At 56.2% G+C, this 11,779-nt stretch carries 12 protein-coding genes; 4 read left to right on the top strand and 8 right to left on the bottom strand.

Annotated elements, in window-relative coordinates:
• Window position 1 precedes the first annotated feature (1 nt).
• The 3 genes from purC to dapA form a co-directional block, all read right to left on the bottom strand.
• Window positions 2-715, bottom strand: a complete 714-nt coding sequence (purC, locus tag NB069_RS16080) for a phosphoribosylaminoimidazolesuccinocarboxamide synthase (protein WP_032613044.1) — start codon at window positions 713-715, stop codon at window positions 2-4.
• Between the two features lie 109 nt (window positions 716-824).
• Window positions 825-1,859, bottom strand: a complete 1,035-nt coding sequence (bamC, locus tag NB069_RS16085) for an outer membrane protein assembly factor BamC (RefSeq protein ID WP_250585153.1) — start codon at window positions 1,857-1,859, stop codon at window positions 825-827.
• 16 nt (window positions 1,860-1,875) lie between these two features.
• A complete protein-coding gene (dapA, locus tag NB069_RS16090; RefSeq protein WP_138369780.1) occupies window positions 1,876-2,754 on the bottom strand; it encodes a 4-hydroxy-tetrahydrodipicolinate synthase in 879 nt (292 codons plus the stop codon).
• A 145-nt stretch (window positions 2,755-2,899) separates the two neighbouring features.
• Between dapA and NB069_RS16095 the strand changes: the two genes are divergently transcribed.
• Entirely contained in the window at window positions 2,900-3,469 is a 570-nt protein-coding gene (locus NB069_RS16095; RefSeq protein ID WP_250585155.1) for a glycine cleavage system transcriptional repressor, read from the top strand.
• Complete coding sequence (gene bcp, locus NB069_RS16100; RefSeq protein WP_250585157.1) at window positions 3,469-3,939, top strand: thioredoxin-dependent thiol peroxidase; 471 nt, start codon at window positions 3,469-3,471, stop codon at window positions 3,937-3,939. The genes NB069_RS16095 and bcp overlap by 1 nt, the downstream gene beginning before the upstream one ends.
• 137 nt (window positions 3,940-4,076) lie before the next feature.
• Here bcp and NB069_RS16105 read toward each other — a convergent pair whose 3' ends face one another.
• Window positions 4,077-5,138, bottom strand: a complete 1,062-nt coding sequence (locus NB069_RS16105; RefSeq protein ID WP_250585159.1) for an AI-2E family transporter — start codon at window positions 5,136-5,138, stop codon at window positions 4,077-4,079.
• A gap of 222 nt (window positions 5,139-5,360) precedes the next feature.
• Between NB069_RS16105 and bepA the strand changes: the two genes are divergently transcribed.
• A complete protein-coding gene (bepA, locus tag NB069_RS16110; protein WP_250585161.1) occupies window positions 5,361-6,824 on the top strand; it encodes a beta-barrel assembly-enhancing protease in 1,464 nt (487 codons plus the stop codon).
• Window positions 6,825-6,835: 11 nt separating this feature from the next.
• On the top strand, window positions 6,836-7,195 hold the full coding sequence (gene arsC, locus NB069_RS16115; RefSeq protein WP_250585163.1) for an arsenate reductase (glutaredoxin): 360 nt from the start codon (window positions 6,836-6,838) through the stop codon (window positions 7,193-7,195).
• 33 nt (window positions 7,196-7,228) lie between these two features.
• Here arsC and NB069_RS16120 read toward each other — a convergent pair whose 3' ends face one another.
• From NB069_RS16120 to NB069_RS16135, 4 genes are all read right to left on the bottom strand, one after another.
• Entirely contained in the window at window positions 7,229-7,930 is a 702-nt protein-coding gene (locus NB069_RS16120; protein ID WP_071886429.1) for a DnaA inactivator Hda, read from the bottom strand.
• Window positions 7,931-8,025: 95 nt separating this feature from the next.
• The gene (gene uraA, locus NB069_RS16125) at window positions 8,026-9,315 is read right to left on the bottom strand and encodes a uracil permease (RefSeq protein ID WP_250585165.1); all 1,290 of its coding nucleotides are present in this window, start codon (window positions 9,313-9,315) and stop codon (window positions 8,026-8,028) included.
• A 94-nt stretch (window positions 9,316-9,409) separates the two neighbouring features.
• Window positions 9,410-10,036, bottom strand: coding sequence for a uracil phosphoribosyltransferase (upp, locus tag NB069_RS16130; RefSeq protein ID WP_032613066.1), 627 nt, complete (start codon window positions 10,034-10,036; stop codon window positions 9,410-9,412).
• 250 nt (window positions 10,037-10,286) lie between these two features.
• Window positions 10,287-11,717, bottom strand: a complete 1,431-nt coding sequence (locus tag NB069_RS16135; RefSeq protein ID WP_250585167.1) for a 6-phospho-beta-glucosidase — start codon at window positions 11,715-11,717, stop codon at window positions 10,287-10,289.
• Window positions 11,718-11,779 lie beyond the last annotated feature (62 nt).

An 11,779-nucleotide genomic window follows, 5' to 3' on the forward strand; every position in this document is an offset into this window, starting at 1 on the left:
ATTAGTCGAGCTTGACGCCCAGACGGTGGGCAACGGCTTCGTACGCTTCAATGACGCCGCCGAGGCTTTGACGGAAGCGGTCTTTGTCCATTTTGTCCAGGGTCTCTTTGTCCCACAGGCGGCTGCCGTCCGGGGAGAATTCATCACCCAGAACCACCTCACCTTTATACAATCCGAATTCAAGTTTGAAGTCGACCAGGATCAGGCCCGCATCGTCAAACAGCTTCTTCAGCACGTCGTTGGCTTTGAAAGTCAGCTCCTGCATGCGCGCAAGATTCTCTTTGCTCACCCAGCCGAAGGTTTCGCAATAAGATTCGTTGACCATAGGATCGTGCATGGCGTCATTTTTCAGGAACAGGTCGAACAGCGGCGGATTCAGCTCGATGCCCTCTTCGATACCCAGACGCTTCACCAGGGAGCCCGCGGCGCGGTTACGAACGACACATTCGACCGGCACCATATCCAGCTTCTTCACCAGACACTCCGTATCGGACAGCAACGCTTCCATCTGCGTCGGGATGCCCGCTTCTTCCAGCTTGCTCATAATGAAGTGGTTGAACTTGTTGTTCACCATCCCTTTACGGTCAAACTGCTCAATGCGCGCGCCATCTCCTGCTGACGTATCATTGCGGAACTCGAGCACCAACAGATCCGGGTTTTCCGTGCTGTATACGGTTTTCGCTTTGCCACGATACAACTCAGCTTGCTTCTGCATCTTCATTACTCCTGGTGTGATGATTTGTGTTCAAAACTGGAGATATTATGCCACGCACACGTTTGCGTAGCACGAAAATTAAAAGGGCTGGATTAACCAGCCCTTTTTCTTACTTGCTGAAGGCTGCCTGGAGGACAGCAACCAGCGCATCGTTCTGCGACTGGGTCAGCGTGTGACCTTTCGGATCGATAAACTGCAGGCTGCTACGGTTATCCAGATCGCCGACCTGAAGTTTGTAATCGCCAGAAGACAGTCCCGGATCGCGTACGCCCAGATCTTCCCAGCTGCTGTCAGACAGCGGCTTATAGGTGAGCGTCATGCTGCCGGTTGAGCGGGTGCTGTCGGTCACTTTCATGCCGACGCGCTCAAGGGTAGATGGCAGACGCTGCCAGACCTGGTTGAATGGACCACGCACCACCAGCATCGGCAGACCGGTATCGTCGGCAGCGCTCTGCACGTCGAAGGTTGCGCCATTGCGGTTCTGAGCGGCATTGGCAGCGGCGGTGGCGTTCTTGTCGAGACCCGCGGCAATGACGTTAAGCAGTTCGGTGCTGTAACGCTGCATGGATGCCGCGTCTGCAACCGGTTTGCCCGCCTGCTCCAGGTTCAGCAGTTTAACCATCACCGCCTGCTGATAACCCTGAGGTTTAACAGAGACCTGATAGCGTCCACGGTACTGTTGATCTTCATCCAGACGGTTCCATTCGATCCAGTCTGTGGTCAGCGACTGGCTGGCATCGTCGCGCTGGGTAATCGCGTAGTTCTTCGACTGAAGCACGCTGACCACCTGCGGCCACAGTGAGGCGTTGCGCGCGCTCTCAAGCTGCAGCGTGGCGGTATCGCCAGTGAACTGAGTACGCGCCCCGCTTACCAGCGCCAGAGGCTGTGCTGGTGGACGAATATCAAGCGCTTTGCCTACCGCGCCGCTGCCGTTGGCAACCGGAATGTTGTAGTCACCATTCTGAATCGGCAGGATCATGCCAGCAGGCGCATGAAGTTCAGCAAGCGGTGCGGCATCCAGATAGGATTCGTCACCACTCACCTGGCGCTTGTAGCGTGAATCTGAGCTACAGGCCGCGAGCAGCATAACAAGCGAAACACCCGCAACCTTCGCCAGGCGCGACTTCTGTACTGAGTAAGCCATCAAATCTCCCTAAACTTTACAGCAGACCGGCATGCTTAAGCGCGCTTGTGACCGTTTCGCGACCATGGTCGGTAATCGGGGTCATTGGCAGACGCAGCGTATCGGTTGCTACAAGTCCCAACTCCTTACATGCCCATTTCACTGGGATCGGATTGGGTTCGACAAATAATTTGTTGTGCAGCGGCATCAGACGCTGGTTAATCAAGCGCGCTTCATGGAAATGACCGGCCGCAGCCAGTTTACACATTTCAGCCATATCGCGGGCTGCAACGTTGGACGTCACGGAAATCACGCCGTGGCCGCCGAGCTGCATAAAGTCCAGCGAGGTCGCATCATCGCCACTCAGCAGAATAAAGTCGTCTGAAACCAGCTCTTTGATCTGATGAACGCGGCTTAAGTTCCCGGTCGCCTCTTTAATACCGATAATATTTTTTACTTTCGCGAGGCGGCCTACCGTTTCTGGCAGCATATCGCAGCCAGTACGCGACGGCACATTATACAGAATTTGTGGCAAGTCAGTATGTTCAGCGATGGCTTTGAAATGCTGGAACAAACCTTCCTGGGTTGGACGGTTGTAGTATGGCGTGACTGTCAGGCAACCGACCACACCACTGTCGTTGAAACGCTGGGTCAGGCTGATGGCTTCCGCGGTCGCATTAGCGCCCGTACCGGCGATAACCGGGATACGCCCGTCAGCCAGTTCGAGAGTCATCATGACCACTTCGCCATGCTCTTCATGGCTCAACGTTGCAGATTCACCGGTAGTCCCTACCGAAACAATCGCCGAGGTTCCGCTGGCGACATGATAATCAATCAGTTTCTTCAGGCTTGACCGGCAGACATTACCTTTCTCATCCATCGGTGTTACAAGCGCGACAATACTTCCCGTGAACATGGGCCATCCTCTGTGCGTACAAGAGCCTCAATGGTACGTTTGGTGCTGTAATAAAAGCAAGTGACGTGAGGCCTCCAGGTTATTGTATGCCGGTTTTTTTTATGCTTTCCTTAGAAAGACTAAACCACGCAAAGGAAGAACAGGTTTGACAACCTCATCACAACATTACCTGGTTATCACTGCGCTGGGTGCCGACAGGCCGGGGATCGTGAACACCATCACCCGCCACGTCAGTAGCTGCGGCTGCAATATCGAAGACAGCCGCCTGGCGATGCTGGGTGAAGAGTTTACCTTCATCATGCTGCTTTCCGGGTCGTGGAATGCGATCACCTTAATTGAATCGACCCTGCCGCTAAAAGGGGCAGAGTTGGATCTGCTGATCGTGATGAAGCGCACCACCGCGCGCCCGCAGCCGGCACTGCCCACCACCGTGTGGGTGCAGGTGGAAGTGCCTGACTCTCCGCATTTAATCGAACGCTTTACCGCCCTGTTTGACAGCCATCAGATGAACATCGCCGAACTGGTCTCGCGTACTCAGCCGGGCGAAGAGAACACCGTGCCTAAACTGTTTATTCAGATCACCGCGCACAGCCCGGCGTCGCGCGATGCGTCAAATATCGAACAAGCGTTTAAAGCCCTCTGTACAGAACTGAATGCGCAAGGCAGTATTAACGTCGTCAATTATTCCCAGCATGAACAGGATGGAGTTGAGTAATGAATCCACTGAAAGCCGGTGACATCGCACCGAAATTTAGCTTGCCCGATCAAGACGGTGAGCAAGTAAATTTAACCGACTTCCAGGGACAGCGTGTACTGGTCTATTTCTACCCGAAAGCCATGACCCCAGGCTGCACCGTACAAGCCTGCGGCTTACGCGATAACATGGACGAGTTGAAAACTGCCGGCGTTGAAGTGCTGGGTATCAGCACCGACAAGTCGGAAAAACTGTCTCGTTTCGCCGAAAAAGAGCTGCTTAACTTCACGCTGCTTTCCGACGAAGATCACCAGGTCTGCAACGCGTTTGGCGTCTGGGGCGAGAAAACCTTTATGGGTAAAACCTATGACGGTATCCACCGCATCAGCTTCCTGATCGACGCTGACGGCAAAGTTGAACACGTGTTTGATGACTTCAAAACCAGCAATCACCACGACGTGGTGCTGGAATGGGTGAAAGCGAACGCCTGAAGGTAAATGCAAAACGGCAACCTGGGTTGCCGTTTTTCGTGTTTGCTCCCTCTCCACGTGGGAGAGGGTCGGGGTGAGGGCATCACGCCGCACAAAACCCCAGGCCCGTGCAAGCGCCAGCGCCGCCGGGCAGCAGGCTACTCCTCCACCGCCGGCACATCCGGCCATGCGTGAACCACGGCTTTAATCAGCGTTGCCAGCGGGATCGCAAAGAACACGCCCCAGAATCCCCATAACCCGCCAAAAATCACCACCGACAGAATAATGACCAGCGGGTGCAGGTTTACCGCTTCTGAGAACAGCACTGGCACCAGCAGGTTTCCGTCCAGCCCCTGAATAATCAGATAAACGACGAAACAGCTCCAGAACTCCGTTCCCAGCCCAAACTGGAACAGCGCCACGCCCACCACCGGAATAGTGACCACAAATGCCCCGATATACGGGATGAGCACCGAGAAGCCAACCAGTACCGCCAGCAGCAGGGAGTAGTTCAGGCCGAAGATCAAGAAGCCAATCCAGGTGGCAACCCCAACGACAATCATCTCCAGCACTTTGCCGCGGATGTAATTGGTGATCTGCTGGTTCATCTCCTGCCACACCTGTCCTGCCAGGCCACGGTTACGCGGCAGAACGCGGCGCACCGCATTGAGCATCTGTTCTTTATCTTTGACCAGGAAGAAGACCATCAGCGGCACCAGCACCAGATAGACGGCCAGCGTAAGCAGGCCCACCAGCGAGGCGAGGGAGTATTTCACCACCGTATCCCCCATGGTCATGATGCGGGTACGCATGTTTTCTGCCATCGCGTCGATGATGCCCGCATCCATCAGGGCCGGATAGCGACGCGGCAGCGTGGCGGAAAAATCAGACAGTTTGCTCAGCATCCCCGGCATGTCACGGATCAGGTTGATCCCCTGCTGCCAGGCGACAGGCAGCACCACAAAGGACATCACCATTAATATGCCGACAAAAAAGACCAGCACGATGATGCTGGCCCAACGGCGGGAACAGCCAATATTTTCCAGCCGGACGGTGGGCCACTCCAGCAGATAGGCGAGCACAATCGCCACCAGCAGCGGTGCCAGCAGGCCGCTAAAGAAGAAGAGGATGCCAAATCCGGCAACCAGAATAATCAGCAGAGCAATAGCCTCCGGATCGCTAAAGCGTCGGCGGTACCACTGCATTAATAACTCGAGCATACAACCCTTCCCTGAAGATGTTGGCTGGACGTAAAGGGTGAATTGTATCGAAGAGTTAATGAAAAGACTTTCGCTTTTTTGTGCGCTGTCACAAAACGCAAAAGCCTGAAAAGAGGGATTTTCTTATCGCCCTGACGCGAATACACTGGCAGAGCAGCCGCAGATGAACGATATGCGGGTTCTTCGGTCAAATTAGCACACCCACCAGACAGGACAGAGGTTATGTTCAGGCAGTTGAAAAAAACGTTGGTTGCGACGCTCATCGCTGCGCTGACCGCTGGCCAGATGATGCCAGCCTTCGCTGACTCTGCAGACTCATTGCCGGATATGGGCACCTCGGCAGGAAGCACGCTCTCCATTGGTCAGGAGATGCAAATGGGCGACTTCTATGTACGCCAGCTCCGCGGCAGTGCGCCGCTGATTAACGATCCGCTGCTGGTGCAGTACATCAATTCGCTCGGGATGCGTCTTGTCTCCCATGCAAACTCGGTCAAGACGCCTTTCCACTTCTACTTAATCAATAACGACGAGATCAACGCCTTCGCCTTCTTCGGCGGCAACGTGGTGCTGCACTCGGCGTTGTTCCGCTATGCCGATAACGAAAGCCAGCTGGCTTCGGTCATGGCGCACGAAATTTCCCACGTCACTCAGCGTCACCTGGCGCGCGCGATGGAAGATCAGAAGCGCAGCGCCCCACTCACCTGGGTGGGCGCCCTGGGCTCTATCCTGCTGGCGATGGCCAGCCCGCAGGCGGGTATGGCGGCGCTGACGGGTACCCTGGCGGGCACCCGTCAGGGGATGATCAGCTTTACCCAGCAAAACGAACAGGAAGCTGACCGCATCGGTATTCAGGTGCTGCAGCGCTCCGGGTTTGACCCGCAGGCGATGCCGGGCTTCCTCGAAAAACTACTCGACCAGGCGCGCTACTCTTCACGCCCGCCGGAAATTTTACTTACCCACCCGCTGCCGGAAAGCCGTCTCTCGGATGCGCGTAACCGCGCCAACCAGATGCGTCCGGTGGTGGTGCAGTCCTCACAAGAGTTCTACATGGCGAAGGTCAGAACCCTGGGCATGTACAACTCCGGGCGTAACCAGCTGACCAACGATCTGCTGGATGCCCTGAACAAAGGCAACGTGCGCGAGCAGCGTGCGGCTCAGTATGGGCGTGCGCTTCAGGCGATGGAAGCCAGCAACTACGCCGAAGCCCGCAAGAACCTGCAGCCGCTGCTGGCCGCCGAGCCAGGCAACGCCTGGTATCTCGACCTGGCGACCGACATCGATTTAGGGCAGAAAAAAGCCCAGGATGCGATTAACCGGCTGAAAGGTGCCCGCGATCTGCGCAACAACCCGGTGCTGCAGCTTAACCTGGCGAACGCTTACTTACAGGGTGGACAGCCGCAGGAAGCCGCCACGCTCCTCAACCGCTACACCTTCAGTAATAAAGACGACCCTAACGGTTGGGATCTGCTGGCCCAGGCAGAAGCTGCGCTTGGCCATCGCGATCAGGAGCTGGCCGCCCGCGCCGAAGGTTTCGCCCTTGCCGGACGCCTGGATCAGGCCATCTCTCTGTTGAGCAGCGCCAGCTCGCAGGTGAAACTCGGCAGTCTGCAACAGGCCCGTTACGATGCCCGCATCGACCAACTGCGCGAGCTGCAACAGCGCTACCGCCCGTATGAAAAGATGTAAAAGGAGAAAAGATGTCTGACGCGGTCACGATCTACCATAACCCTCGCTGCTCAAAGAGCCGTGAAACCCTGAACCTGCTTAAAGATCACGGCGTTGAGCCGCAGGTGGTGCTTTATCTGGAGACGCCGCCGGATGCCGCTACCCTCCGTACCCTGCTTGGCCAGCTGGGGATGACCAGCGCCCGGCCGTTAATGCGCCAGAAAGAGGCGCTTTATAAAGAGTTGGGACTGGATGACAGCGCGCTCAGTGAAGACGCACTGATTCAGGCGATGGTGGACAATCCGAAGCTGATTGAGCGCCCGATCGTGGTGGCAAAAGGCCAGGCCCGGATTGGTCGTCCGCCTGAACAGGTACTTGAGATTGTGAAGTAAGCATGAAGTGGCCCGGTAGCCTGTGCGCCGGGCCTACAGATTGAGAATATCTTTTACAAAAGGAATGGTTAATTTTCGCTGGGCGGTAATGGATGCCTTATCCAGCTGATCCAGGGTCATAAACAGCGTACGCATCTCGCGATCCAGACGTTTTAACAGAAAACGCCCCACGTCTTCTGGCAGCTCAAACCCCCGTAACCGCGCCCGCAGCTGCAATGCCTGGAGCTTATCTTCATCGGAGAGCGGCTGTAGTTTGTAGATCTGCCCCCAGTCGAGTCGCGAAGCCAGATCGGCCAGGCCGAGATTGAGCTGACGCGGTGGTCGATCGCCGGTGATCAGCAGCCGGGTTTTCCCGGACTCCAGAATGCGGTTATAGAGATCAAAAATCGCCATTTCCCACAGCTCATCACCCGCTACGCATTCGATATTGTCGATGCAGACCAGCGAAAGCTGTTCCATCCCGTCAAGGACTTCCGGCACAAACCAGGTGCGTTTATCCAGCGGCACATAGCCGACCGCATCCCCGCGCTGGGAGAGTTCGGCACAGGCGGCGTGCAGCAGATGGCTGCGTCCCGCGCCTTCGCGTGACCAGATATAGATGTAACCGCTGTGCTCCTGGCGCAACACGTTTTGCAGTGCAGCCAGTAAAGAGGGGTTATCACCCGGCCAGAAACTCGCAAAAGTTTCGTCGTCGGGAAGATAAAGTGGCAAAGAGAGCTGTGCCGGTGCGTTCAGAAATACCTCAACCAGGTCTTACTCGGAATCGGCCCAGAGTTTAACACGGAACAAGCGGGGAGAGAACCGGGCGGATCGGCCGCCCGGTGAGAGGATCAATGCGAGGCTTTTTCGCTCTCTTCCGCGTCCAGAACCACCTCTTCCGGGCGCAGAATGGAGATCAGTTTGAAGATCAGGGCCAGGCCTACCCCGACGATGGTCGCCAGCGCCATGCCTTTCAGCTCCGCCGCGCCAATGTGCACCTTGGCACCGCTGACGCCAATAATCAGGATCACCGAGGTCAGGATCAGGTTCTGCGCTTTGCTGTAATCCACTTTTGATTCGATCAGCACGCGGATACCGGAAGCGCCGATGACGCCGTACAGCAGCAGAGAAACGCCGCCCATCACCGGCACCGGGATGATCTGGATAGCGGCCGCCAGTTTACCCACGCAGGAGAGCAGGATGGCGATAATCGCCGCGCCGCCGATAACCCAGGTACTGTAGACGCGGGTAATCGCCATTACGCCGATGTTCTCGCCGTAGGTGGTGTTGGGCGTGGAACCAAAGAAGCCGGAGATAATGGTCGAGAAACCGTTGGCAAACATCGAGCGGTGCAGGCCCGGGTCGCGGATCAGGTCGCGCTTGACGATGTTCGCCGTTACCACCAGGTGACCAACATGCTCGGCAATCACCACCAGCGCCGCAGGCAGGATGGTGAAAATAGCAAACCACTCAAAGCGCGGGGTGTAGAAGGTTGGCAGCGCGAACCAGTGGGCTTGCGCGATCGGGGTGGTATCCACCACGCCCATGGCGAAGGAAAGCGCATAGCCCGCCAGCACGCCGATCAGGATCGGGATAATTGCCATAAAGCCGCGGAACAGCACGGAGCCAAAGACCGTCACGCCCAGCGTCACCAGCGAGATGATAATGGTTTTGGTATCCGGCGACTGGCCGTCGGCAGGCAGCAGCCCCGCCATGTTCGCCGCAACGCCAGCCAGCTCAAGGCCGATGACGGCAACGATTGCGCCCATTGCCGCAGGCGGGAACATCACATCCAGCCAGCCGGTACCGGCTTTCTTCACGATGAAAGCCACCAGACAGAACAGCACGCCGCACATGATGAAACCGCCCAGCGCCACTTCATAGCCTAACGGCAGCAGCAGCAGAACCGGGGAGATAAAGGCAAAGCTGGAGCCCAGATAGGCCGGGATTTTACCTTTACAGATGAAGAGGTACAGCAGCGTCCCGATGCCATTAAACAGCAGCACGGTGGCCGGGTTAATGTGGAACAGAATAGGCACCAGCACGGTTGCGCCAAACATCGCAAACAGGTGCTGCAAACTAAGCGGGATAGTCTGTAAAAGTGGCGGTCTTTCACTCACCCCGATAGCACGGCGCGTCATAGAGTCTTCCTCAAGTGTTGTTTGTTTTAAGCGGTTGGGTTTTTTATTCAAAAAAAAGCCGACTATCAAAGTCGGCTTCTTTTTCGTTATTCACTTATTTGGTACCAAAAATCTTATCGCCGGCATCGCCGAGGCCCGGGATGATGTATCCGTGCTCGTTCAGCCCCTGATCGACAGACGCGGTGTACAGCTCAACGTCCGGGTGCGCTTTTTCCAGCGCGGCAATGCCTTCCGGGGCGGCAACCAGCACCAGCACCTTGATGCTGCTGCAGCCTGCGTTTTTCAGCAGGTCGATGGTGGCGATCATGGAGCCACCGGTCGCCAGCATTGGGTCAACAACCAGCGCCATACGCTCGTCGATGTTGGAAACCAGCTTCTGGAAATAAGGAACCGGCTCCAGCGTCTCTTCGTTACGGTAGATGCCGACCACGCTGATACGTGCGCTTGGGACGTGCTCCAGCACGCCTTCCATCATGCCCAGACCCGCACGCAGGATTGGCACAACGGTAATTTTTTTGCCTTTGATCTGCTCAACCTGTACCGGGCCGTTCCAGCCTTCAATGGTCACCGTTTCGGTTTCCAGATCGGAGGTTGCTTCATAGGTCAGTAAGCTGCCAACTTCAGAGGCCAGTTCACGAAAGCGCTTAGTGCTGATGTCATGCTCACGCATCAGGCCCAGCTTGTGTTTAACGAGTGGGTGTTTCACTTCCACAATCTTCATTCTCTTTCTCCTTCGGGTGGCAGCCACAAAAAAAATCGCCGGATTATACCGCTTTTTGCGGACAGCGCCATACCCATCTTGCTTGACGTACATCAAGCAAAGTGATTAACAGGCCGTACTGATTATAAAACAGTCAAATAATTCTGGATGGAGAGCGGCTGAATTTGTGCCCGGCGGCGCTGCGCTTGCACAGGCCTAAGGGAGGGGGGTAGGCCGGGTAAGCGCAGCGCCACCCGGCAATTTCAAGGGGTTAAAGCGACTCCCCGTTGCTGGCGATCACCTTCTGATACCAGTCAAACGACTTTTTCTTGCTGCGATTCAGCGTGCCGTTGCCTTCGTTGTCTTTATCGACGTAGATGAAGCCATAGCGTTTTTTCATTTCGCCCGTACCGGCAGAGACCAGATCGATGCAACCCCACGGGGTGTAGCCCATCAGATCCACACCATCTTCCTCTACGGCTTTTTTCATCTCGCGGATATGGGCGCTGAGATAGTCGATGCGGTACTGGTCGTTCACCGTGCCGTCACTCTCCTGCACGTCAATGGCGCCAAAGCCGTTCTCGACAATAAACAGCGGCAGCTGGTAGTGATCCCAGAACCAGTTCAGGGAGTAGCGCAGCCCCACCGGGTCAATCTGCCAGCCCCAGTCCGACTTCTGTACGTACGGGTTGGAGACCAGGCTTTTGCTTTCATCGTAATCCAGCTGCGGGTTGTCGTCCGTCGCTTTGGTGGCAAACGACATGTAATAGCTGAAGCCAATGTAGTCCACACAGCCCTGCTTCAGCGCCGCTTTATCCTCTTCGGTGATATCCAGCGCAAAGCCGCGACGGGCAAAGTAGTTGAGCAGGTGCTGGGGATAGGCCCCGCGAACGTGCACGTCGGTGAACCAGTAGCGGCGGTGCATGGCGTTCATCGCCATCATCATATCGTTCGGAGCGCAGGTCAGCGGGTAGATCGGGCACATGGCAATCATACAGCCGATGCGCAGGGACGGGTTGATGTCGCGTCCGGCCTTCACGGCCAGGGCGCTCGCCACCAGCTCATAGTGCGCCGCCTGGAACATCACCGGCTCGCGATCTTCACCCGGCTGGTACTTCAGCCCGGAGTTGGTAAACGGGGCGAAATCCTCGTGGAAGTTGGCCTGGTTGTTGATCTCGTTGAAGGTCATCCAGTACTTCACTTTATGCTGATAGCGCTCAAACACCACGCGGGCAAAGCGCACAAAGAAGTCGATCAGCTTGCGGTTACGCCAGCCGCCGTACTCTTTCACCAGGTGATAAGGCATTTCGAAGTGCGAGAGGGTGATCACCGGTTCGATGCCGTGCTTCAGACACTCATCAAACAGGTCGTCATAGAACTGAAGCCCCGCCTCGTTGGGTTGCTGCTCGTCGCCTTTCGGGAAAATACGCGTCCAGGCAATAGAGGTACGGAAGCATTTAAAGCCCATCTCCGCGAAAAGCTGGATATCTTCTTTGTAACGATGGTAGAAATCGATGGCTTCATGGTTGGGGTAGTTTTTGCCCGGCAGCACGCCGTCGGTGATTTCGCGGGGGACGCCGTGCGCGCCAGCGGTCATCACGTCCGCCACGCTCGTGCCCTTCCCGCCTTCCTGCCAGCCGCCTTCAAGTTGATGCGCCGCCACCGCGCCGCCCCACAGAAAACCTTCTTTGAATCCTGACATGCGATATCCCTCATTCAGCGTTAATTATCGGCAAAAAAGCATACAGAAACCGGTTTCAGTGA

The sequence above is a fragment of the Leclercia adecarboxylata genome, from assembly GCF_023639785.1.
Lineage (GTDB): Bacteria > Pseudomonadota > Gammaproteobacteria > Enterobacterales > Enterobacteriaceae > Enterobacter > Enterobacter adecarboxylatus_D.